At 62.5% G+C, this 22,760-nt stretch carries 23 protein-coding genes and 1 pseudogene; 19 read left to right on the top strand and 5 right to left on the bottom strand.

Going from position 1 to position 22,760, the window contains the following annotated elements; all coding sequences use genetic code 11:
- Positions 1-10 precede the first annotated feature (10 nt).
- The 3 genes from CcI156_RS06145 (at position 11) to CcI156_RS06135 (ending at position 1,856) form a co-directional block, all read left to right on the top strand.
- Positions 11-337: a multidrug efflux SMR transporter gene (locus CcI156_RS06145; RefSeq protein WP_023841168.1), complete on the top strand. Its 327-nt coding sequence runs from the start codon at positions 11-13 to the stop codon at positions 335-337.
- A gap of 429 nt (positions 338-766) precedes the next feature.
- Positions 767-1,228 (top strand): flavodoxin family protein, encoded by a 462-nt coding sequence (locus CcI156_RS06140; RefSeq protein WP_076804692.1) that lies wholly within the window; start codon positions 767-769, stop codon positions 1,226-1,228.
- Between the two features lie 328 nt (positions 1,229-1,556).
- Positions 1,557-1,856, top strand: a complete 300-nt coding sequence (locus CcI156_RS06135) for a hypothetical protein (RefSeq protein ID WP_139341426.1) — start codon at positions 1,557-1,559, stop codon at positions 1,854-1,856.
- 139 nt (positions 1,857-1,995) lie between these two features.
- Here the strand turns inward: CcI156_RS06135 and CcI156_RS06130 are convergent, their stop codons facing one another.
- The gene (locus CcI156_RS06130) at positions 1,996-3,195 is read right to left on the bottom strand and encodes a helix-turn-helix transcriptional regulator (protein ID WP_076804689.1); all 1,200 of its coding nucleotides are present in this window, start codon (positions 3,193-3,195) and stop codon (positions 1,996-1,998) included.
- A gap of 256 nt (positions 3,196-3,451) precedes the next feature.
- On the opposite strand from CcI156_RS06130, the gene CcI156_RS24570 reads away from it, so the two are divergent.
- The 4 genes from CcI156_RS24570 to CcI156_RS06110 all read left to right on the top strand — a co-directional run bounded on the left by CcI156_RS24570 (position 3,452) and on the right by CcI156_RS06110 (position 7,261).
- Positions 3,452-3,853: a recombinase family protein gene (locus tag CcI156_RS24570; protein WP_023841165.1), complete on the top strand. Its 402-nt coding sequence runs from the start codon at positions 3,452-3,454 to the stop codon at positions 3,851-3,853.
- A 514-nt stretch (positions 3,854-4,367) separates the two neighbouring features.
- Positions 4,368-5,333 (top strand): nucleoside triphosphate pyrophosphohydrolase family protein, encoded by a 966-nt coding sequence (locus CcI156_RS06120; protein ID WP_139341425.1) that lies wholly within the window; start codon positions 4,368-4,370, stop codon positions 5,331-5,333.
- Positions 5,330-6,358 (top strand): nucleotide kinase domain-containing protein, encoded by a 1,029-nt coding sequence (locus CcI156_RS06115; RefSeq protein ID WP_076804685.1) that lies wholly within the window; start codon positions 5,330-5,332, stop codon positions 6,356-6,358. Before CcI156_RS06120 ends, CcI156_RS06115 begins: the two co-directional genes overlap by 4 nt.
- Positions 6,359-6,469: 111 nt before the next feature.
- Positions 6,470-7,261 (top strand): hypothetical protein, encoded by a 792-nt coding sequence (locus CcI156_RS06110; protein WP_076804684.1) that lies wholly within the window; start codon positions 6,470-6,472, stop codon positions 7,259-7,261.
- Between the two features lie 6 nt (positions 7,262-7,267).
- On the opposite strand, the gene CcI156_RS06105 is transcribed toward CcI156_RS06110, so the two are convergent.
- The 3 genes from CcI156_RS06105 to CcI156_RS06095 all read right to left on the bottom strand — a co-directional run bounded on the left by CcI156_RS06105 (position 7,268) and on the right by CcI156_RS06095 (position 9,906).
- Positions 7,268-7,543: a type II toxin-antitoxin system mRNA interferase toxin, RelE/StbE family gene (locus tag CcI156_RS06105; protein WP_023841161.1), complete on the bottom strand. Its 276-nt coding sequence runs from the start codon at positions 7,541-7,543 to the stop codon at positions 7,268-7,270.
- On the bottom strand, positions 7,527-7,829 hold the full coding sequence (locus CcI156_RS24565; RefSeq protein WP_139341424.1) for a hypothetical protein: 303 nt from the start codon (positions 7,827-7,829) through the stop codon (positions 7,527-7,529). Before CcI156_RS24565 ends, CcI156_RS06105 begins: the two co-directional genes overlap by 17 nt.
- Positions 7,830-9,126: 1,297 nt before the next feature.
- Positions 9,127-9,906, bottom strand: a complete 780-nt coding sequence (locus CcI156_RS06095) for a ParA family protein (protein ID WP_076804683.1) — start codon at positions 9,904-9,906, stop codon at positions 9,127-9,129.
- Positions 9,907-10,246: 340 nt separating this feature from the next.
- On the opposite strand from CcI156_RS06095, the gene CcI156_RS24560 reads away from it, so the two are divergent.
- The 3 genes from CcI156_RS24560 to CcI156_RS24555 all read left to right on the top strand — a co-directional run bounded on the left by CcI156_RS24560 (position 10,247) and on the right by CcI156_RS24555 (position 12,825).
- On the top strand, positions 10,247-10,495 hold the full coding sequence (locus tag CcI156_RS24560; RefSeq protein WP_023841158.1) for a hypothetical protein: 249 nt from the start codon (positions 10,247-10,249) through the stop codon (positions 10,493-10,495).
- A gap of 87 nt (positions 10,496-10,582) precedes the next feature.
- Positions 10,583-10,768 carry a twin-arginine translocase TatA/TatE family subunit gene (locus CcI156_RS06090; protein WP_023841157.1) on the top strand — a complete coding sequence of 62 codons (186 nt, stop codon included), beginning with the start codon at positions 10,583-10,585 and terminating at the stop codon, positions 10,766-10,768.
- Entirely contained in the window at positions 10,765-12,825 is a 2,061-nt protein-coding gene (locus tag CcI156_RS24555) for a hypothetical protein (protein ID WP_139341423.1), read from the top strand. The genes CcI156_RS06090 and CcI156_RS24555 overlap by 4 nt, the downstream gene beginning before the upstream one ends.
- A 362-nt stretch (positions 12,826-13,187) precedes the next feature.
- On the opposite strand, the gene CcI156_RS06085 is transcribed toward CcI156_RS24555, so the two are convergent.
- Positions 13,188-13,883, bottom strand: coding sequence for a hypothetical protein (locus CcI156_RS06085; protein WP_023841155.1), 696 nt, complete (start codon positions 13,881-13,883; stop codon positions 13,188-13,190).
- 828 nt (positions 13,884-14,711) lie between these two features.
- Between CcI156_RS06085 and CcI156_RS24550 the strand changes: the two genes are divergently transcribed.
- The 9 genes and pseudogenes from CcI156_RS24550 to dcm form a co-directional block, all read left to right on the top strand.
- Positions 14,712-15,221, top strand: coding sequence for a hypothetical protein (locus CcI156_RS24550; RefSeq protein ID WP_139341422.1), 510 nt, complete (start codon positions 14,712-14,714; stop codon positions 15,219-15,221).
- Entirely contained in the window at positions 15,221-15,403 is a 183-nt protein-coding gene (locus CcI156_RS06080; RefSeq protein ID WP_023841153.1) for a hypothetical protein, read from the top strand. Before CcI156_RS24550 ends, CcI156_RS06080 begins: the two co-directional genes overlap by 1 nt.
- Positions 15,404-15,757: 354 nt before the next feature.
- Positions 15,758-17,965, top strand: coding sequence for a type IV secretory system conjugative DNA transfer family protein (locus CcI156_RS06070; protein WP_023841150.1), 2,208 nt, complete (start codon positions 15,758-15,760; stop codon positions 17,963-17,965).
- Between the two features lie 118 nt (positions 17,966-18,083).
- Positions 18,084-18,779, top strand: coding sequence for a replication-relaxation family protein (locus CcI156_RS06065; protein ID WP_076804682.1), 696 nt, complete (start codon positions 18,084-18,086; stop codon positions 18,777-18,779).
- 337 nt (positions 18,780-19,116) lie between these two features.
- Positions 19,117-19,365, top strand: a complete 249-nt coding sequence (locus CcI156_RS06060) for a hypothetical protein (RefSeq protein ID WP_023841147.1) — start codon at positions 19,117-19,119, stop codon at positions 19,363-19,365.
- A 199-nt stretch (positions 19,366-19,564) separates the two neighbouring features.
- Positions 19,565-19,915, top strand: coding sequence for a hypothetical protein (locus tag CcI156_RS24545; protein WP_023841146.1), 351 nt, complete (start codon positions 19,565-19,567; stop codon positions 19,913-19,915).
- A 76-nt stretch (positions 19,916-19,991) separates the two neighbouring features.
- Entirely contained in the window at positions 19,992-20,873 is an 882-nt protein-coding gene (locus CcI156_RS06050; RefSeq protein WP_139341421.1) for a hypothetical protein, read from the top strand.
- A 700-nt stretch (positions 20,874-21,573) separates the two neighbouring features.
- Positions 21,574-22,185 carry a hypothetical protein gene (locus CcI156_RS06035; protein WP_023841142.1) on the top strand — a complete coding sequence of 204 codons (612 nt, stop codon included), beginning with the start codon at positions 21,574-21,576 and terminating at the stop codon, positions 22,183-22,185.
- 134 nt (positions 22,186-22,319) lie between these two features.
- Positions 22,320-22,757 (top strand): annotated as a pseudogene (gene dcm / locus CcI156_RS27600) (DNA (cytosine-5-)-methyltransferase); the annotation flags it as partial.
- Positions 22,758-22,760 lie beyond the last annotated feature (3 nt).

Raw genomic sequence — 22,760 nt, 5'->3', positions numbered from 1 at the left:
TCGTCCGGGTGTGGCCGTCATCGTGCAGTTTATCGTCGCTATAGTGCTGGAGATCACTGGAACGCTGGCGCTCCGGGAGACCAGCGGGTTCACTCGGCTCTGGCCGACCCTGATGGTCTGTGTCTGCTATCCGCTGTCATTTTTTTTCGTGTCTCGAGTGTTGCAGCATCTGGAGATCGGCTTCACTTACGCGGTGTGGTCCGCGGCCGGCACCGCGGCCATGGCCGTCATTGGCGCGGCCGTCTTCGGCGAATCGATGAACGCGCTAAAGGTCGCCTCGCTGGTCCTCGTCATCGTCGGAGTGGTCGGTCTCCAGCTTAGCGGTGCCCGCCGCTGACCAGCTGGTAGCTGGTAGCGGGTTTTTCGGTCGGTCAAAGCGCGGGTAGTTATATTAAGAGCGTGTCTTGTGTGGCCGCTCCGGGTGAACCGCCCCGGGTTCGGTGGAGACCGGGGCGGTTCAGTCAGTCTGACCCCGACCGCTTGGACGTCGTGTGGCGCGCTTAGGGTATCCGGCTMCCCAGATTGAGGCCCTACCAATTCCGGTGGATGTGAAGGTTCATCTCGCCTACCGGGAACCGGGCGGCTGGACCTCTCCCCATCACCGCTTCGGGGATATGGAAGCGGCATCGCGCTACATGGATGYGATCCACCACCTTGCCGGCCATGATGCTGCACGGAGGCGCGTCTGGGTATATAGCCCGTGTACCTGTCCCTAACCACTTGCCCACCTTCTCGTATGAGGGGGTGGGCCTTAGCTTGGTAGGGTATGGCTGTGGCGAAGCTGCTGGTGGTCCATCACACCCCGTCCCCGACCATGCAGGAAATGCTGGAGGCGGTTCTGTCGGGTGCTCGGACGGACGAGATCGAGGGCGTAGAGGTTGAGGTGCGGCCGGCACTCTCAGCCACGGCCTCGGATGCGTTGGCTGCCGATGGGTATATTCTTGGTACTCCGGCGAATATCGGCTATATGTCGGGCGCTTTGAAGCACTTTTTTGATGGTGTGTATTATCCTTGCCTTGAAGCAATCGTCGGCCGGCCGTATGCCCTCTACGTCCACGGCGGCAGCGACACCACCGGCGCCGTGCGATCAGTCGAGACGATCACTGCGGGGCTGCGGTGGAAGCGCTTGCGGRAGCCGCTGACGGTGGTGGGAGCGCTCGACGCTGCTGCCCGCGAAGCATGCTGGGAGTTGGGCGCGACCATGGCGGCCACGCTCGCGGACACGTAGTGTAACCATCCGACGCATGCGACTTTGTGCAAGTTCTGCGAGCAGAACCGTGGCTAAGGTAGGGGTCGCACTTCTACCCTTAGTGTCCGATCTGTCACCCTATGTGGCGCATGGCCCATCGGCGGAGGGGAAGGTTGCGGCGGCAATTATACGCAAGAGTCGCCGCTGAAAACCTGCAACAATGTGGCCCCGAAGCCGCGAATGGGCCGGCAACCTCGACCCGACCGGACACGGGAGCGGCCACCTTTTGTCAGTCAAGTCTTGATGGAATTAACAATATCCCCAATAGTGGATCATGGCCGTATCGTTACAGCCCGAAGGGAAGGCCGTGGCCACCGTACAAAAGAAGGTCTCCGACATTTCCGGGGAAATGGCGGACGACGAGGAGTTCGGCACTCTGACCGTCAAAACTCACCCGCTTCTGGATGYGCCCTGCCAGCTCGACATTTTGCCGCCAGAAGTGGCGGCAATGAAGGAAGCGGGGGACATCGTGYTGTGCGCGGTGAGGCTGCCCRGCGAAGACCAAGCCCGCCAATTCGCCGTGACCCTCCCGGAGTTCCGGAAGGTGGTACCTGACGCCGCGCTGGAGAAGGCACGGGGAGTGCGGGGGCGGCGGGCGCGTACCTAATCGCCCAGCGCTGGGGCCAGTAATCGCACCCATCAAACCCGCAGTCGCGCCCCTCCCAACGTAACACCGGCATCACGGGGTCCAGAGCCATCGCTGTCTCTGGACCCCTCGCCCATTTGAAACCGCACTTATCCCGTACTCACTTGATGGCTTGGGCCAATACGTCGAGGCCGTTAGCGCGCGCCCAGCGGACCGAGGTGGCGTCTTGCAAGGCGTGTATGAGCCGCCGCGCAAGCCTTTGCGTAATAAACCACTCCGGTGCGACCTGGTGGACGCCTGCCAGCGTCTTGACCGCGCCAGCGTAGCCCTTGGTGRCAACCTGCGCCTCCGCGACGGTGAGCAAATACCGCTGCCACGTCGTTTCCCGGATTGCTTCGCCCCGGCGCACCCTGCGCGCGAGGAACAGCGCCCGGTCCGCCTCACCCATCACCATCGCATTTTCAACCTCGATGGTGTCAACCGTGGTCGGGCCGAAGGCGGCCCAAAAGCTGCTCACGGTCATGTAGTCGTTGCCGAGCCGCCCGGCTACCTCTTTGGCCGTAGCCAGATACGCGGAACTGGCTGCCGGGCGGTTATTGCGGGCGGCCGACGAGCTGGCGCGGGTGAGCAAACGGCCGTATTGGGCAAGATGCACATCGGTCACTTCGCCCGTGGGTTCAATGGCTTCCGCCATAAAGCGCGCCGTATCCTCGGCATCGTCCAACCGGGCTTGCCGGGTGAAGTTCCAGGCGATGTTATCGGCGGCGCTCGCCCGAAGCAGCTCATCACCGGCATTTTCGGCCGCGCGGATTGCGCGCTCCGCCGCCGTGATTGACAAATCCTCCCGCCGAAATTGCAGGAGGACCAACGACGCCATGAGATAGCTACGAGCTGCCAGCCGTTGCCCGACAATGGCAAAGTCGCCCGTGGCCGCACCCGCGGCCGCGTCCGCAGCGATCAGGAGCCCGGGCGCCAGCGCCAGCGCCTCTTTGTACCGATTGGCCTGATAGGTCTGGGTTAGTTCAATGAGCGACTGCCTGACGTCCCCCATGTTGGGCGCGTCGCCCCTGGCGGGGCCAACGGGTACCGGCACCAGCACCCGGCGCAGCGCGGCCAAGTCTGCGGTGTCGCCGTTGTCGTCACGGTCGAGCGGAMCGCCGTAGGAAAGGAGGTCCGAGGTCGTGACGCCCAGGACGCGGGCAAACGAATGCAGGGTGGGGAGGCTCACGGCATCCCTGGCGCCCCGTTCCAACTTCCGGACCGTGGTGAGACTGACGCCAGCCCGCTCCGCGAACTCATCTTGAGTGAGGACGGCCCGGACCCGTAGTTCCGCGACCCGCTCTCCGAGGCTTCCAGCCATAGGCCCAGCGTACCGACTTCCGTGGCGAGGCGGGCGCACTGGGTAATTGTGGCCACGACCCGCATAGGTACTTGGCGGTGGGCCGGTGGAGTTGGTGGTGCGCCTGGGGTCACCTCGCGGCGAAGTGACCCCCTTGGCATCTGTCCGCAGCGTGACAACTACGCCACGCTTCGACCCAGGCTCCCGCCGTCTGCGAGGTACGGCCCCGGGCGGCGGGAGCCCACCAGCCGCAGGAGGCAGACGAGGGGACACAGTGATGAGCACGAAGCCGGAGGCGTACGGCTATATCAGTGTCGAAGGCGAGGATGAAGCCGAAATTGACCGCCTCCAAAATATGGTGACGCTACACGCTCTCGCTGAAGGTCTCAGCCTCGAAGAAACCTATGTGGATCGTAATATCCCCATCGCYCAGGTGAGCGGCCGCCCGGCGCTCGCCACCGTGCTGGCCCTCGTAAATGAGGGTGAGGGCGTGTACGTCATCGTGCCGAACCTGGACGCCATGTCGAAGGCATCGGGTGTCCGGCGAGCCATCGCCCTTGAAATCTCCCAGGCCGGCGGGCATTTGCAAATTGCCAGCGGGGAGGCGAGCAACCATCTTCCTCTCCGCCAGCCTGGAACCTCATACGCGGTGCCTCTACTCCGCGACAGTGCCGGATGACGCGGCACACGCCAAAATCGCCGGGTGCCCGCCAACGAAGTCGGGACACCCGGACAACGCCCCCGCGACCCAAGGGGGTGACGAGCATGGGAGGGTGACAGTATGAGCGACTAGCCACGCTGCTGTACCGCCGTTGTACCACGCGCACACGCCGAGCCCGCCCCTTCGAGTGCCCGGGGCGGGCTTGGTGGCGTCGCATTTATAACCGCGCCGGATGTATTAATACCATCGCCCGGTGGTTTGTCAAACGCGCCGTTTCACGGCCTGGTCATTGAGGCTGGCGAAAACTCGAGTTTTGCCAAGTCACGCCATCGCCTAACCAAAAATCAATACCTTTGAGCCTGGTGTCGCTTTTTGTTCATTGTGCGACACCACTTTGGCGCGCCCTAAAACGTGAAAGTGGGAGCGCCGTGGCGAAAATCGGGTGGGAAAGTTGGGGTTAATTGGTGGAGGTGCCGTAGCCGCCCGGTTATTCTGCGGAGGTAGGTCCTGAAATCGGCCCGTGGAGGCCACCGTGGATTTTGCCACCTTCCAGCGCAGCGCCAGCGAGACCAGCCAACTGCGGCTCGGCGGTCCGCAAGGACCCATTGCCCCCATGCTCGGGCTGGCGGGCGAGACCGGCTCCATCCTCAGCGTGTACAAGAAGTACCTGCGGGACGGCATCGACCTGGCCGCCAACCGGGAGTTTTTGCGGGAGGAGCTGGGCGACCTGCTGTGGTACGTCGCGGCCGTGGCGACGGCGTGCGGCCTCGACCTGGACGACATCGCCGGCCACAACCTCCGGCGCACCAGGGACCGCTACCCGGCCAGGGAGGTACCCCACCCGGTGGAGGGCCTGCYGGTCTTTGACGCCGCGTACCCGCCGACGGAGCGCTTCCCCCGGCGGGTGGTGGTGGCGTTCGCGGAGCGGCCGTTGCCCTCCGGCCGGACCGTGGCGACGCGGCTCTTGGTGGAGGCGGAGCCCGACGCCTTCGCGGACGCGGCCACCTGGACGGCCGGAGGCAAAGAGGTGGGGTACCGGGTAGGCGGGGAGCTGGGGAACAACCTGACGGACAACTCCCGCACCGTGGACACCTACCGCTATCACGACGCCATCCACATGGGATTTATGGCCGTGCTGAACTGGTCGCCGACCCTGCGGGCGCTGATGCGGGTCAAGCGCAAATCCAACCCGGAGACGGACGAGTTCGAGGACGGCGCGCGGGCCATCTTCGCGGAGGAGGGGTTGGCCGCGGTGCTGTCGCGGCTCGCCAAGCGGCGCACCGGGTTTTTGCAGGAGACGAGCGTGGACGGGGAGGTGATCGAGGTGGCGAAGGCGGCGGCCGTGGATTTGGAGGTGGAACCGCTGCCCGCGTGGCTGTGGCGCTCCGCCATCTGCCAGGGCTTCCGGGCCATGCACCTGCTGGGCGAGAACGGCGGCGGCTACCTCATCGGGGACCTGGACGCCCGCACCCTGCGGTATGAGAAAATACTGGCGTGACGAAGCGGCCACTGGTCCCCCGCGAGGGCATATACGAACTGTACTGGCATTTTGCCTCCGAGCGCCAGCGCGCTTTTGAGCGCCGCGTCGCCAGGGAGCCGGGGCCGTGGACGGATGACCCGATCCTGCAAACCTATAAATTTTGCAACGTCTTCCGGGCGGCCGACCGCGTGAGCCAGTACATGATCCGGGACGTGTGCTACCACRCCGAAGCTTGCACACCGGAAGACCGGGCGTTTCAGATCGTGGYCTTCCGCACTTTCTCGAAGATGGAGACGTGGCGGAGTGTGCGCGGGTTCCTCGGCCGGTATCCGACGCTGGACGATCTGGGCGACGGCTCTTTTACTGCGGCCCTCGACCAAGCCAAGCGGGACAATGGCGGCCTCTATACCGGCGCCTTCATCCTGTGCGCCACCGACGCCTACGGCCAGTCCTTGAAGCACCTAAACCATGTGGAGCTGTTCCGCCACATGTTTTTGAAGGAGGCCCTGGGCGAGCGCATCCAGGAGGCCCCGACCCTGCGGGCGGTGTATGACCTCCTCCACGGCTTCCCGCTGATGGGCGACTTTATGAGCTACCAGTGCGCGGTGGATCTCAACTATTCGGACCTGACCAACTTCTCCGAAAACGACTTCACCCAAGCGGGACCGGGGGCGCTGCGGGGCATAAAAAAGGTGTTCGCCAGCCTGGGCGACTACACCCCGACCGAGGCCATCGGGTGGATGGTGGAGCACCAGGCCGAGGAACTGGCGCGGCTGGGGATGCCCTTTGACGGCCTGTGGGGTCGGCCGCTGCACGCCATCGACTGCCAGAATATCTTTTGCGAGACGGATAAGTATTGTCGGGAGGCCGCGCCGGAGCTGGCGAGCGGCCGGACCCGGATTAAGGCCAAGTTCGCGCCGAAGGCGGAAGCCCTGCCGCTGTTCTTCCCACCGAAGTGGGGGATCAATGACCGGCTGCCGGTGGGTGGCGTGGTTGCGCCCACGGTGCCGCCGGTAGCGGAGCGGCAAGCCTCGCTGTTCTAGGGCAGGCAGGCCAGGCCGGGGCTCGCCGGACGGGTGGCGTACCATGATCCCATCTGGGTCCGTTGGACCCACCGAGAGGACTGGCGCACACCCACCATGACAACCCCCTGCGTGTTCTGCGGAGCCACCGACAAGAAGATCACGGGCGAGCATGTCTTTGCCGACTGGATCGGGAATACCTACTTCCCGAACGATGACGGCACGGTGGAGCTAGTGGMGGCCGACGGACAGGTCCGCTCCTTCCCGGCACGGCCGTTTACGCACGAGGTCAGGATTGCCTGCGGCGACTGCAATAGTGGCTGGATGTCGAGGTTGGAAGAGAAGGCGCAGCCGTTCCTGAAGGAAATGCTATTTGGGCGGCCGGTGCGGCTGCGTCCGCGTGACCAAAAGCTGTTGGCGTTCTGGGCGGTAAAAACGGCGCTGGTCCTCGACCACCTCCACCCCCGCGCACGGGTCGTGCCCGACGCCGAGTATGGGGAGCTGTACGCGGCCAGGGAGGCGCGGGAACCCAGCCGACGGCACATGGTGTGGATCGGGGGCCGGTCCGTGCCGGTGCAATCCCAGGGGCAGCAGCTGGTTATTGCGTGGAAGGAGCCCATTAGGAATTTCCAAGCGGACTCCGCGGAGGTGGGCGACCAGATTCTTGACCTGGCCGAGCAGGGACGGACGCTTTACCGGGTGACCTTCGGCCTGGGAGCGTTGGTGGTCGGGGTATTCAGCCACGACTTTCCGGCCGTGGTGGAGGTGTCCTCGCCGGAGGTTAAGGTGATGGAGCAGATTTGGCCGGTGACGGGAACCTTCCGCTGGCCCTCTACGCCTTCCGTGGATGTGGTGGGTGGCGTGGAGGGCGTGCATCGGATGTTTGGCGGTACCCCTGCGAATCCAATCCCGGCAGCGTCGTAGTCGGCACTATCCGCCGTACACCTGATTGTGGGTGCCGACGTCGAGGAAGATAAACGCTGCCTCAGTCTCTAGGTAAATCACCCGCACATCACCCGTGATGGAAAAGGCGCGGTAGCCGGCCAGCGTGCCTGTCAGGGCGTGGTCGTCTAAAGGGGCGCCCCGCGCGCCGTCGGCAAACAGTTTGACCCGGACCTCGAACTGAGCCCGTAGCCTGGCATCAGGTGCAATACGCCGTCTAAAGTTCTTCTCAAATTGGCGGTGGGACTTAATCGCCTTCTGCACGGTCGAGATAGGTTAGAAAGTCCTGGGCGCTGGTGAAGCCCGGCAGCTCTCCGGCGTCGTTCTGCGCCAGAGCTTCGGCGGCCAGACGATGGAGCCGTGCGGCTGCCGCCGGCGAGGGCTCCCCCCACTCGTCACCGAAACTCAGGACGCGGCCCTCTGCTTCGGCCTTGGCCCACACACGGAAATACGCCTGGAGCGAGTCAAAACCAAGACGCTTCGCTCTGGCTTCGAGCCCTTCGCGAACAGTGCGGTCAATTGGAATGTRGAGGGTAGTTGTGTCGCTCATTACACTAAAATGATATTGAAACGACACCACTATGTCAACCGTCTTCCAGGGTTGTGGCCTTCCCTGTCCGCGTTTCGGCGCCCGGCCTCGGTATGTGATCGGGGAAGCAAAAGACAGCATCTAATGATGCGTTGTCTTCCCTAATAGCTTTAGCTAACCTCGCTCGTGCCTGTGGGAAGTGTGGGAAGGCCGCCAACGGCGGGCTTTCCAAGACCTGGGGGCAACCTGCTTGTCCCCAGGTCGTCACTTTCCATCAGGTGTTGTCCGGTGGTGGGCGTAAGCGTCGCCTGTGGGCCGAAACCCTTTGCCCTCCTGAAGGAAGTTTGGGGACAGGAGGCCCAATGCGCCMAGGGTGGGCCGCGCGCATCGCAGCAGCAAATACAGGGGATCTTCTAATCACGCTTCTAAGGAGGAGGTGGAGGGCTTCGCTCCTGTGAGTAGGTCATTGCGCCCAGGTCCGGCTTTACCGCTCTCTACTCACTATGATTTGGCCGGTACGGGCTCGTCTGGGTCTCCAATCGGTATAGGCGTTACTTTTGCCGCACCGCATTGTGTCCCTTGCGTGATCTTCTGATGGCAGTAACCGGACGCCTTATACAACGTTCGCGCGTGCGGTTAGGCTTGGTGAAGGCCGCCGGAGGGCCTATCCAATGAAATGGAAAAGGCCCGCTCAACTCGTCGAGGGACCTTCCGGACGTGCTATTCAGGTGGTATGCACAAATAATAGCACGCCGCTTATGGCGGGTCAATGACATAAAGCCATTTAGCCAGAAGACCAAGGCGCCTGAGTTGTTGTAACTAGGGAGCCAATCGCTACCACGCTGAAAGCACACCTAGTTGAAGCCATCATAGTGGTTATGATGACAACATTCAAGGTCAAAAAGTGAGCGTGTATTCGTCCTACTGATCTGGGCCGTACCGCTTCCGAAAATATTCGTCGAGCGCAGCATCGGCTATGTCTTGGATCGTCGAGCCCGTGAAAGTCTTCTCAAATTCAAGCTGTCGGTGCCGGTGCGGAAATATTCGCACGGTGAAAATGTGCGTGGGGACCTCCCCGCTCGGCACTGACATCCCGCGAGGGTCACCGGATGTAGTACCTGGCTGAGGTGCCTGGGCTTTGAGCGGCGCCGCAGGCGGCGCGGATTCGGGTTGCGATTGAGGCGGGGACCCGGCGGGGGCCTTTTGTTGGCTCTCGGTCGTGGCCGGCATCTCGTCCCCTGATGGATCGACCTGGGGAATTGGCGTAATCAAGGGGCGGAGAGGCTGCACCTGCATCCGGCCTTTCTGATCCTTGAAGCTACCGGCCATTTGCGAGCATCTCCGCTAAACGGTGGTACCCTACGGCGGCCGGGCTATCAGGGCGCCAGACGACGACAGGCTGAGACATCTGTTCAGCTTCGTCTACCGCCGTGGCCTCAACAATTGCCTGCGGCAGCAGCCGGTCAACATAGACGTCCTGCAAATCCTTCAGGACGCCGAGGGAGGCGTTGGTCTGTTTGAGGCGTGTTATCAGAATGCCAAAGAGATGCAGGTTCGGATTGTAGCTACTCCGCGCCTTCTCATATGCCTCAAGGATTTTCGCCAGTCCATCCTCCGTGTATGCGGATGCGGCGGCCGGTATCAGGAGTTCGTCAGCGGCGGCCAGGGCGTTAATAGTCAAGTAGCCCAGCGACGGGGGCGTATCGAGGATTATAAAGTCGTATGCGTCCTCCAGCGGCCCGAGGAGGCCCTTTAGATGCCACCGCGGGTCGGCCCCGTCGGGCTCGGACGCGCGCTTGTAGGCCATGCCGGTCTCGGTCTTGGCGAGATTGGGGTGTGCGGGCAGAAGGTGGAAGCCATAGGGTGTCTCGTAAATGGAGYCGTTGGCGTCCCGTGTCGGGTCCTCAAATAGATCATTTAACGTGGCGCCTGCGTTGGACGGGTCAAACCCTACCCCTCTGGTGGCGTTCGCCTGCTGATCGAGGTCAACAAGGAGAACCCGGTTCCCCTGCTGCCCCAGGGACGCAGCGAGGTTCTTTGAGGTTGTGGTCTTGCCTACGCCGCCCTTCTGGATGGCAACAGCTATCTTACGCGCCACGGGTAATACTCATCATGACGTAATCATAAAAGCAAGCTTGATTGCTTGCAAKCATGTAATATTGCAAGCTTGAATGTTTGTTTGTAAACAATCTTGCATGAAAACAAACAAACATGTAAGATTGTAAACATAACGGGGATACTTCAATGCCAAGTCCGAACACATTATTTGCTCGCGGGGCGCGCGCCTTCATTGCTCGCCGTCTTAAGCTCACGGAGGCATCCGCCCAGGCTATGACTGACGCGGACTGCCTCCRCTGGCAGCGCCGTATTGAGGAGCTGGACCGGGGCAGGACTGGCCAGCGGTCGCGGCTCCAGCCCTGCGGGAAGGGGATAGCCCGATGACCGACCCCGTAACGCCCTCCCTATTTGAGGCGGACGCGCCTGTGGCGCGTCCGGTATTTGGAAACATGGAAACACGGGGCGACGCAGGCAAGCTGCGGCGCTATGCCACGTATCTCCGGCCGGACCAGGTGGAGGCCATTAAGCGGCGGACGATTCAGGCTCGGCTGAGGGGAGCGCTCGCGCCGGATTACCGGCTGGTCCAGGATGCGATTGACGAGTATCTGGCGCGGCACCCCCATTCTTAGATAGGCGATGTCATCAACCGGGGCACCTTGCCTTTACAGCAACCCCCACGATCGCTAGTATATAACCATAACTAGTGTGGTAACGCAGTGTTTGGCATTGGCAAAGTGGAAGAGCTGGCGGTTGTCCTCGTCATAATCTTGGTGTTGGTGGGCGGTAAGAAGCTTCCGGAACTCGCTCGGGGTATTGGCCAGAGCGTTAAAGAGGTGCGCGGCAGCTTCAAGGAGACCGCCGCCGCGAAAGATGACCTCCTGGGCAAGAGCGAGTCCCAATGACCCGCCTTCCCGTTCCCGGTCAAGACGACGGCACCTGGGGTCAAGTCCTCAATGACTTTCTGGGAGTAGCCCACGACCCCGACGGCACCATTAAGCCGTCGGCGATAGCCGGGAAGGCGGACGCTTCGGCTCTGGCCTCCAAAGCCGATGACACCACCGTGGTTCACACCACGGGCACGGAAACTATCGGCGGATCTAAGACGTTTACGGCGTCGCCAGTAGTCCCGTCACCCTCCGGCGCCACCGACGCCGCTAACAAGTCGTACGTGGATGCCGCCGTCTCCAGCGGAGCGCCTGACGCCACCACGACCACCAAGGGCCTCGTCAAACTGTCCGGGGATCTGGGCGGCACCGCGGCCACTCCCACCGTTCCCGGCCTGGCCGGCAAGCAGCCATCCTCTGCTGACCTCACCGCGATTGCCGGTCTCACCCCATCGAACGATGACGTCCTCCAGCGAAAGGGTGGAGCCTGGACGAATCGCACCCCGGCACAGCTAAAAACGGACCTCGCCCTCGTGAAGGGTGATGTGGGCCTAGGGAACGTCGACAACACGAGCGACGCCAATAAGCCCGTCAGTACGGCCCAGCAGGCGGCTCTCAACGCCAAAGCCGACAAAGCTACCCTCACCACCAAAGGTGACCTCTACGCCGCCACGGCTGCCAGCACAATTAGCCGGTTGGGAGTGGGAAGCGACGGCCAGGTGTTGACGGCCGACAGTAGCCAGGTTGCAGGGATCAAGTGGAGTGCTGCGCCTGTGACTTCAGTTGTCGGACAAACTGGTGCCGTTACGGGAGCGCAGATTGCCGCCRATGGGGGACTTACTGGGGCATATCTGCCCTTGGCCGGTAAGGGCCGCAGAGCTTGGCGTGGGCGTGACACGCTGCCGGCACGCTTCGTGCAGCGCCAGGTGTACCCCGCTGCAACCGCTCCAACAGTAACATTCCAATCGGGCGGCAACAGTCAGATTACCGCCGGGTCAATCATCGCCTACCGTGACGTGGTAGCCACCGGCTCTATATCGGTATTCGACGGCTGCAACCTCATTCACGTCGGCTCCTATCCTGGTACTATTACTTATAAAGCTATCTGTATTCAACAGGATGTTAACGGGACGAACTCAAAGCCGTACACGATACAGTTTTACTCGGACTCAGATAAGGTCGAAATAGTCTACATCAACCGCGGTGGAACCTCTTACCGCGTATGGGTCGATGATATGGCCCTCGGGAGCCTGACGCCCGTCACAAAGCCCACAACTGGGACCTTCGAATCAATACTTGTAGACTTCTCCGCCRCCKGTGGCGCCAAACCGCGCCGGTATCGTGTTGACCTGACCGGGGCTGACCTTGGCGGCATTTTCTTGACCAGCGCAATCTATAGCATCTGGCCTGCCGAACAGCGAGGTCCGACAGCCTTCTTCATGGRCGATTCCTTGTTTGGTGGCTCCGGCATGTCCACTTCCAGCATCGCGCAGATTCCTGAATATATTRGCAGCCTATTCGGCTGGGATAATGTTTGGAACCTGGGTATTGGTKGCACCGGCTATGTGGCTAAAAATGCGCCATCGAGTTTCGACAACAGTTCACTCCCACAAGTCCAGTACCTTGCGCCAAGCGCTTCGGCTCCGACCACAACCACCCCTGGTTCCGCAATGCCCACACCAGAAATCGTAGTTATGGCCTACGGGCACAACGATACGATGAACTCCACCACCTATACTGCCGCGACCAACACCTTTACTGCGGCCCGCTCGCAGTGGCCAAACGCCTTCATCATTGCTATGGGCCCGCTGGGAAATGGCTTCAACGGAACCTCATATAATGCCGGAGAAACCTCGATCTTCTCGGCAGTGTCTAGCTTGGTGGATGGCACRCTCTCGATGTGGCAGGGAACGGGACGCCCCTGGATGTATGGTTCGGGCAAGGTCGGATCGACCACAGGGACGAGTAACGGCGACATATACGTCGGCACCGACKGGGTACATTGGACCGATGCCGGGATCGCCTTTATGGGTGACCATATCGCGCCAGAACTGAAACGGATATTGACGCAATAGCGGCTGGCCGCCGTGCCGTCGGCACGCACCTGGTCCCTTTGCCCATCTCTTCTGGCGGGTCCGTGCCGACGGCACGGTCCTAAGCCTCCGTACAGGCCCTCTGACGGCCGCGGAGCCTTCGAGCCGTCCCAAATTGCCTTCTGGCCGAGGGCGGGCCTTAAATCGTCTCTACGCGCGTCGCTGCGAGGGTCGGTGCCGGACGCTTAGCTATCGCGTACCTTTACTGGGGAAAATGTATGAGGCCCGACCGGATAAGTCGGAAACTCTTCTAGGCATAAATTAGGCATGGCGGCGAAGGGCCGCCAGCACGCGATGTGCTGACGGCCCAGCCTGGGTCGGATCGTCGGTTGTCGGGGGCAGGGCTACTGCGGGTAGGTGATTTCCGCCCAGGCGCGTAGCAGCTCCCCGCCGTACCGCTTGATGAGACGGGCGGCGACCACSGTGGCCATCAAGTCCGCCAAGTACTCCCGAGGAGTGGAACTCCCGCTGTCGTGGGGCAGCTCGTCGAACTCGTTGAAATCCGGAACCTCACCCTGGTTCTCCGACATGCGTGCCTGTTCGTCGAAGTGGTACAGCTCCAGAAGCACCGGGGTGATCTCGGCGTCGCCGCACGGCTTGATGACGTCATGGGCTACGCCGTAGAAAGTGTCGTTTTCGGTTTCCTGGATCATCCAGGCGAGGCAGGTACGTACCATCTCCGGAGCGGCCGCCACCTCTGGTACGGAAGCATTGATAGGAGAAGTCCCGTACATCTGGAGACCCCGAACCAGGATCAGGAGGGCGGCAGGATCGCTACGGTGCAGGTACTGAGCGGCGTCGCTGAGCCACGTGCGGGCAGCCGCAGCCAGAACATCGCTKGGGTACCCCTCCTTCTCCGACCTCTTCCGGGCGATCAGGTGGAGAAAACTGTCCCGTAGCATTTCGTTCCAGGGAGTGTGGTCATAGGGAGTGACCGGACTCTGTCCGGACAGTACGACAGAAAGCGGCTGGGTTAGGGCGGCGAGATAGGCCTCCCGCGCCTTTTCGGTCAGTCGATCCAAACCAGGTGTGTGAATCATGCGGACCTCCGATTGACGAGGCCCGGCGCGTATCGCCAGGCCAGACCTTCACCCGGCTATTGGGCACAGGTCTGACCTGGATTAGTTATTATTAATCAATATGCACAACATGTCAATAGATCATYGGCGAGGCGCTGAATCTGCCTGCACCGGCTATTGGCGCCTCGGTGAGCGCCTACGGCTAAGCGTCAAGGCGGTGTCAATCCCGGAGAGCGGTGGCTCCGGAGGTATATCGAGGCCGAAAGTGCCCCCATTGCCTCCGAGGTGATACTCCGGTGTCAGGAGCGTACCCTCCAGGTTCCAACTAACCATATGGTCCTGGCCTGGTTCAGTCTTGGGCCAAACGGCCTCGTACCAGCCATATGGGCTCCGGCTGACCTCCTTAAAGAAGGCATTCGTTCCCGGATCTGCGTTCAGTCTCCCGATAGCGAGCGGTTGCTTCCCGGCGAACTGTAGACGRCACACAATACGATGGGGATAATCGAACGACCCTAGGGAGATGGTGCCGGCTGGCGTGTCCTCCCTCGGCCAGTCGCAGGAGAACGTCAATAGATGTTCATCGTTTAAAGCGACGGGCGGATCGAGCTGGAGGAGGATACCTTCGTTGCCGCCGGATGAGGGCTGCACTCCTTTGAGTCTGCATCCGGAGCGAGCGCGAACCGTCACGTCCACATTACGGTCTCGGGGCAGCTGCGGCGCAATCTCGAATAGCCAGCTCACCTGCGACCTGATCCTTAGYGATACGGTGATGCCGGAGTGCCATCCGTTGTCAATCAGAGCCGTGACCTCATGAGAGAGGGTTCGAAACGGCTCAGTGGTGGGCTCGTTGTGCTCATCTTCACCCTCAAGCAGGTGTTCACTCAGTATCTGGGCCAGCGGTCTCGTAGCCTGGCGTTTGAACTTGTCGTAAGTGCAATGGCTGAGGCCAAGGGCTCGCCAGGCTCGCGTGTTGCGCGACTCCGCATCCATTGGCCGCCTTCTGTTACCGAAGCCAAACAGCTCTCCTATGGCGTCTGCTACCTGCTCGCCTGTAGCGGTATGGTTGAGGGCCGGAAAGGAATATTGACCGCGTATGGTTGCGAGTTCCTGTTCGAGGTGCCTGAAGGCACTCGCTCCCTGTCCAGCCGGAGACTTCTCCTGGGCATTGGCCAGCTCAACAAGTTTGGCTACTTTGCCTGCCCGCGCGTGCGTCAATTGCACCTCGAACAGGCCGCGTATCTGATCGGCGAGCGTCTTACGATCCTCAAGTTTTTGGMGCACCATTTCCCCAATCCCTCCCCAATCCCTGACGGCTACCCGTGGTGGACTGATGCCACAGCCTACCGGAAGGGAACATAATGAACAGCAACAACGACCTGCCCCTGTGGGCGCGGGTGTTCAAGCGGGTGTTCGTGGACCCGCAGGCATCCCGCGTCATCGGCCGTCACGTCAGGGACCCCTGGGACCAGCTCGACGAGTGGGAGAAGCTGGACGAGCGCTTTGGCCGCTTCGTGCGCAAGCTCCAGGGGCCGGGGAACTGATGCAAACGATCCTCGCCTTCATTGGCCTCATGTTTTTGGTGGCCGTCCTGCTCGGGGCGGTGTGCCTGGCGGCCTGGTGTTTCGGCGCCGTGGGGAGCCTCCCGCCGGGGGAGCCAGACGGTAACGACGCAGACGGCAGCGGGGAAGCGCCGCGCACGGTGACGGAGGAAACGCGGTGAGGTTCATGCGRCACACGCGCGGGATGCTCGTGGGCTTCGTCGTCTTCGCCGTCGCCCTCCGGGTGGTGTGGTGGAGCATTGCCCCCATCCTGCCTACGGCCCTGATTGTCATTGTTGTCCTGACAGTTTTTGCACTTCTTTTCTCGCGCTTCCTGGGCTGATAAGGTAAACAGGAATGCAACCCCTCACCGCTGTCATCGCCGGGTTATGTGCAGTCCTGGCAGCCGGTACAGGGCTGCTTGTGCTTCATAAACGCCGCCTCATGCGGCGGCACGAGCAGGGCCGCAAAACCTTCCGCGTCGTGTACCCGGACGACGTGAAGCACCAGGACAAGGTGAAGTTCTTCCAAGCCATGTCCGGGGCGCTCCCTAAGCCCGCGCCATTCTCACCCCTCCAGCGGGTGGTATTGGAGGTGCTGGGCGAGGCCGGCAAGATCAGYCACTACCTGACCACGCCTGCTCACCTGAGCTGGCTTGGGGAGCGCCTGCTACCCACCGAGATTAAAGGCGCCTACGTGGAGGAGGTGCCACAGCCGCCCATTGCCACAAAGCGGTGGACCCGTGGCACGTCGCTTCTGACCACCAGCCTATGGCTGCCCTTCCATTTCGCGGACCATGACGGCGTGGTGTCCTCGCTGCTGGGTGCCTTCGTCAGCCACGCCCCCGGGGAGGAGGTGGCGCTACAGCTCATGGTGGCCCACACCAGGCCGCCGACGAAGGCCGAGGGCTGGAAGCCCAAGAAGAAGGACGACCAGGAAGGCGCCAAAGACAAGCTCACCGGCGCCTACTTTACGGCCAGCGTCCGCATTGCGGCGCGCGGGCGGGGCGCGCGTGGCCGCATCAATCAGGTGTTCAGCGCCTTTGCCGGCACCAGCCGCGACGGGAACCACTGGAAGCGGCTGCCGCTGTCCTCGGCCGGCACCATCCGCCGGATGGCGTCACAGACGGGCGCCTTGGCGCATTTGGTACAGCTCAGCGTGGATGAGCTGTCGGTATTTAGCGCGGTGCCCTCGGGCAACCTCAGTATTCCCAACCTGCCCAAGGCCAGGACGCAGCACCTGGACCCGTCAATGGAACTCGCCCGCGGCCCTATCATGCTCGGCACCAGCACCACGCCGAATAACCGCCGCGCCGTCGGCTTCGGGGAGAAGGACGCTACGCACCATTTCCACGTCATCGGTGGGACGGGCCTTGGCAAAAGCACCTTGCTCGCCAGCGTGGCCGTGCAATGGTTCCGCCGCGGCCGAGGCGGGTTCATTGTGGACCCTCACGGCGACCTCAACGACGACATCCTAAAGGCCATGCCGCCGGAGCGCGCGGGGGACGTGATTTTGCTGGACCCCCTCGACGCTGAGTGGACGGTGCCATTTGACCTGTTCACCGGTAACCCAATGGTGGACACCTCCAGCATTATGTCCGTCCTGGATAACCTCTTTCGCATTTCCAGCCTGGCGCGCGGTGTCCACATCGCCCGTGACGCCATCCACACCGTAGCCGCCCACAACATGAGCCTGTTTGAAATCCCCCGGCTCCTGGGAGCCAATCAGGAGGGCAAGGAGCTGCGGAAGATCCTCATAGACAATCTGCCGCGCGATGAAAAGCTGTATCAGTTTTGGCATGACTTCGACCGGCTGAAGCCGGCGGACCAAATCGTCCATGCGGAGCCGCTGTTGCGGCGGCTTGGGGCGCTGGAGGCATGGGATACCCTGCGCTATGCCTTCTCCCTGCGAGCGGGCGCCCACCGGATGGAGGACATCATCGCCCGGCGGCAAATCCTCCTCGTCTCCACCCGCAAGGGCAAGACCGGCTCCGAGGTGTCGAACTTCTTCGGCGCGCTCCTGTTTACCCGGCTGGCGGCCGCCCTCTACGCCCGGTCAAAGTCCGACCGCACCCCCTTCCTGATCGGGGTTGACGAGTTCCACAACTTCATGGGCGCAGTGGATTTTGATGTGCAGCTGGCCGAAATCCGCAAGTACGGCGGCGTCCTGTTCCTCATGCACCAATACATGAACCAGCTTGACCCCGGCATCCGTACCTCGGTGATGCCGAACGCCAAAAATAAAATCATCTTCCCCAGCTCGGCGATGGACGCGCGGGAGATGGTGCGGGAGCTCGGCGACCGGCGGCTCAAGGACACGGACCCCCTGACGCTCGGCCGGTGGCAGGCCATCGCCCGGCTGGTGTCGGACGGACACGCGACGGCTCCCGTCACCATTGACACCCTGGCCCCGCCGGAGCCGACCGGCATGGAGGAGGAGATACGGCGGGCGTCGCACGAGCGGTACGGCCGGCGGATTGCGGAGCTGAAGCGGGAGCACCTGGCCCGGACGGGCGGCCGGCGGCGGGAGGCGCCGAGGGTGGCGCAGTGGGAGCCGGAGCCATGAGAAGCGTTGCGGCAAGCGTTGCGGCCAGGGTTGGGGCGCCGCAACGCTTGGTTAGGTGTTTTCCCAGCTCAGGCGGGGTGTGTGGTGGGGCGGACATGGAGGAGGTGGGGTGAGATCGGTGTATGACCCGTTGATTGTTGATTTTGTTCGACAGTTCCGGCACGTGTCGTCGGTGCAGGTGCGCCGCGTCGTCTTCGGCCAGGACCGCAGCGGCCACCCCAGCTACCAGGGGAGCCAGAACGGGCAGGAGGTCCGGTGCCGGCGGGYGCTCCAGCGGCTGGAGGAGCGCAGGGTAATCCGTACCATCGCGCCGCCCGTCCGGTTCGGCCAGCTCACCACCAACGGCACCTATTACCAACTCGCCAAGGGGCGGGCGGCCAAAGCTGACGATCATACCGTCGCGGTGGCTGAGCTATATGTCCGGCTGGTGGAGGAGCAGCGGGCGGGGCGTATTGCCGGCTTCGAGTTCACCCGTACCCCGGCGTCGCGCATCCGTGGCGGCGGGACGGTATTGGAACCCGACGCCCGCACCCTGGTGCGGCGCCTGACACCCACGGGCATTTTCCGGCTCACCTGGCATGTGGAAGTGGACCTAGACAGTGAGTACACAGAAATCCGCGAGAAGATCCGCCGCTACACCGTCATTGCGGCCGATTGGCCCGGCACCTTCCCGCCGGTGTTGTTCCTGGTCCCTGACGCCGGCCGCGCACGCTACATCCAAACCCAGATTGCGGACGTCCCGGCTCAGTATCACGAGCTTTTCCGGGTGGAACTGCTGGATGAGGCTATGGCGGTGCTCCGGGGYGATAAATGAGGGGGTGCCGCGCGGCCGACATCCGCCGACCTCAAACCCGCGCGGGCGATGTCCTCGGCATTTGGTCGGTGGTGGATGGCTTGGYGGCGACGGAGTTGCAATGGTTCGACCCCGCGGACGGGGACCTGTGGGGACCGCAGCGCGGCGTATTCGCGGGCGCTTTTGAATACCGGCAGAAGCGGTGGGAGGGTCCACTGGATGTGTACGGCTGCGAAAACTGCCTCCAAACCTTTACCTGGTGGGACGAGGTGGATATGCACCTGGAGCCGCCGGAGGATGACGACTTTAACGACCCGGACCCGGCGCCGCGAGCGTGGCGGCCAGGATGGAGCTTTGGATGAGGTCAGGCACAGACGGCTATGACTTCGTAATTGAAGTGGACCCCGGCAACGACGTGATTTGTGACTACTGCAATGCCGACTACAGCAGCAGCGATGAAAGCGGCGGCATGATTAGTGACCGCTGGGCCGTGTGCCCGATGTGCATGCCGAACTTCGGCCACGGCCGCGAGGATTACCCCTGYCCTCCCGGGGTGAGCTTTGCCGACTTCATCCGGTTCTCCCGGAAGGGCATCATCCTTCAATAGGCGAGCTGCGTACAAACTCCTTTTGCTTGATCTTTTGGAGAATATGCGCATAATTGACCCCGCGAGAACAAGCACGGACTTGCAAGACGTGTTTGTAATGCAGGCTGCTTCGGCCCAGCGCCGGATAGCACATGCACGAATCTTGCATCCACCCATCCCCAACCGGCGCGGCTGAACGCGCAGGGAAGGAAATTGCTCTATGAGCAGGGGCAGAGGACGCCCAAGGCGTCCGGAGGAAATTGTCTGGTCCGCAGATTCGGACGGCAATCCTCAGCACCTCAGTGGCAGCGGATCTTCGGAGCTGACCTACGGCGGCGACACCGCCTTCGATGCTCCGGTTCACGGGTCCGACGCTGCCGGCAATGAGGTGACCGTCTCCTTCGGGCGTGACGGCACCAGCGCTGAGGGCGAAACCCTCATTGCTGACGGCCATGTCTCCTCCAAGGAGTTCTACGGCAAGGACGACGATGGTGTGAAGGGCCACGACCACTCTCACCCGTCCGACCCCCGTCACGGCGGCTACGAAGACCGGGGTAGGTACTCGGGCTAACGCCGCCACGMACGACGACCTGAGCATGTCCAAAAACTGCTCGCCCGAACCCGCACTTATTTAACCAGAGCCGACTATGGCATACGAAGAGCTTATAGAAATCATCAAAAAGGCAGAGGTGGCCCACTTTACCATCGGGCTACCGGCCCAGCTTGCCATCGGAGGGGTGCTGTTTGCGGTTGCCGAGCACGCGACTAAAACATATAGCCCTGCGGCCGATAAGGCATTGTCGGGAGCCGATGATATTTGTGTCGCGCTGATACCATACGGCTTCCACTCTACTGTCGGCTTCATAGGCTTCAGCGACTATCTCTACGACCTAGCTGCTGTACTGCGTGAGGGCAGCTCGCCGGACGAGCTGAAGCGATCTCGTGACATCGCTGGGGACGAAATCAGAGAGGCYCGGAGGTGGTACCGCGAAATCTTAGGAATCCTCGGCTACGAAAAGYGGGACTATCCCGCTCGGCTGCCAAAGCGCCGGGCGCGGGGTCTGATGACGGCCTCCGATGAACTGCGGTCATTCCTCMAGTGGAACCAGAAAGCCGAAGCCGCCCGCTTCACGCTTGCCTTGCCCGCCCAGGTCACGATTGCCGACTCCATGCTTACCATCGCGGACCTGCTGCTACAGGACGAGCGGTACGACTTGCTCCACCGGCTAGCCGATGCCGCATTATCACTTACCCCGTACATGGTAAATGCCGAGGTGCGCTTTGAGGCCCTAGCCGCATACCTGGAAGCCTGCGCCAACGGCTCACAGGCAAAGCCAGGGGACAGCGCACGCCTCCACGAGGGAGTGAATGCAAACTTGGACAAGGCGAAGGCGCTCTACCGCGAGATACTCCACGCGATTGACCCTGGAGAGAAGGGTTATCCAGCCTTGCTCCCAAGTCCGAAACACCCTCCGGACGTCTATTTCTACTTTGATGCCTACGGCAACCGCAGGGATTACATCGAGTAGGCGCCCGATACTGCTTCAGGCGGCCTGGAGTGAGTGGAACTGCTGAGGGGTTGGAAGCCAATGGTATGCAAGAGGGAAGACCTGCGGTTTATCCGCCAGATCGGGGATGAGTTGGTCACCTACACCGTGGACTGGCGGCTCCTCCCTTGGACAGAAGAGGAGAGGATGCCGCCGCCCGATCCTGGGCTGGCCGGTCCCGATGGGAGGGTTCACGGCTATTACGGGATGCACGGGCCGTGGCCGTTTACGTGGCTCCCCCAGTCCAGGGAGTGGGTGAACGGCCCTGTAGATGAATACGGTTGTAATGCCTGTGGCTGGAGCTGCACCCGCGCTGAAACCGCCCGGTATCACGTCGAGGAGTACGGCTAAAGTGATCCGCGACTGTGAAGAAGGGGACTTGCGCCAATTCCGTGTGGAAGGTGAAGACCTCGTTATCGTAACCGTCTACGGTGTCGAGGAAGATCGCTACCCGCCGCMGGAGCGGGACGGGGTGGTGGACGTGCCCCCGTTCGGGCCGTTCCTATATCTGGGCCGTCAGTGGATGGGAGCGGTGGACTGCTTCGCCTGCTACCGCTGCGGCGCGGTGTTTGCCTCGTACCCGTCGGGGCCGCTCGATGCCTACGCCCACCTCCCGCGCGTGGATACGCACCTGGAGTTGGGGGCCGATGGCGTGTTGCGGACCTGGAGGTTCAGGTAAAACGTGAGCGACCACGGCCGCCGGCTGGACCTCGCCCTGTGGGGCGTGGCCGCAATGGTGATGTTGTACTCGGCTGGCAACGTCCACCAGTTCGCCCGGACGCACGGCACCACGGACCCGATGGCGTGGCTGCTGGCCCCAATGGTGGACGTGGCGCTGTGGGCCTGCCTGTCGGCCGACGCGGAGCTGTCGCGGTCCGGTTCGTCGCCGGGCGGGTGGGCGTTCGCGCTGCGCTGGTTTTGCGGCGCGGGTACCTGGGCGCTCAACGTGTGGGACGCCGCGGTGAGCCTCGACGCGGGCGCAATCGTCGGGCACTCCGTCCCGCCGGTGCTGCTGATTTTGCTGGCCGAGGCTGCGCCCCGCTACCGCGTCCGGTTTGCGGCGCTCCGCCAGGACGACGCGAGGGAACCGGGGCGGGCTTCACCTGCGGCCGATGGTGACGGGGGCGAACAGGACGCGAACGAGGCGACCGACCCCCGTGCGCTGGCGCGCGCGTGGGTGGCCTCGGAGCGCACGGCCGGTCGCACCCCGACCGGCAGGGAGGTAGGGGAACGCTTCGGCTACGGCGTCCGCTGGGGCCAGAAGGCCAAGAGGGAGGCCCTGCAAAACCCCTAAAGACAAATACCGTCGAGCCTGCCGGCTGAAAGTCGGCGGGCTTTTCGGCGTGCCGAAAACTGGAATACCAATTCGCTCCCAGGCTACCAAAGCTCCCCCAATTAGCCGGCGGTTTTCGGGATGGACTTGGGTTCATGCGAGTTGTTGAGCTGTTCGCCGGGGTCGGTGGCTTCCGGCTCGGCCTCGAACGAGCCGGGCATGAAGTCATCTGGGCGAACGAATGGAACCCCCAAGCCGCCGACGTGTACGACCATAACTTTGGAGGGCAGATTGACCGCCGCAACCTCCGGGACATCGGAGCCGGAGAAGTCCCCGCGCATGACCTCATCTGCGCCGGCTTCCCCTGCCAACCCTTCAGCTTCGCCGGAAAGCGGGGCGGGTTCGCGGACCTGCGAGGCACCCTGTTCTTTGAAATCCTGCGGCTGGCCCGCCACCACCGGACGCCGTACCTTCTCCTTGAAAATGTCCGCGGGCTTCTCTCGCATGATAGCGGGTGGACGTTCTGGGCCATCCTCCACCGTTTGGATGCCGCTGGGTATGACTGCCAATGGCAAGTGCTGGACAGCTCGCATTTC

It is taken from the genome of Frankia sp. CcI156 (genome assembly GCF_001983015.1).
Classification (GTDB): Bacteria; Actinomycetota; Actinomycetes; order Frankiales; family Frankiaceae; genus Frankia; species Frankia casuarinae.
Note: the sequence above shows the minus strand (reverse complement) of the source record. Positions and strands in the feature narration are given on the sequence as shown.

Bases quoted from the DNA above. Each gene is read 5' to 3' on its own strand.
- CcI156_RS06080 (WP_023841153.1), top strand. From the start codon at position 15,221: ATGAACAGCAACAACGACCTGCCCCTGTGGGCGCGGGTGTTCAAGCGG.
- CcI156_RS24545 (WP_023841146.1), top strand. From the start codon at position 19,565: ATGAGCAGGGGCAGAGGACGCCCAAGGCGTCCGGAGGAAATTGTCTGG.
- CcI156_RS24560 (WP_023841158.1), top strand. From the start codon at position 10,247: ATGACCGACCCCGTAACGCCCTCCCTATTTGAGGCGGACGCGCCTGTG.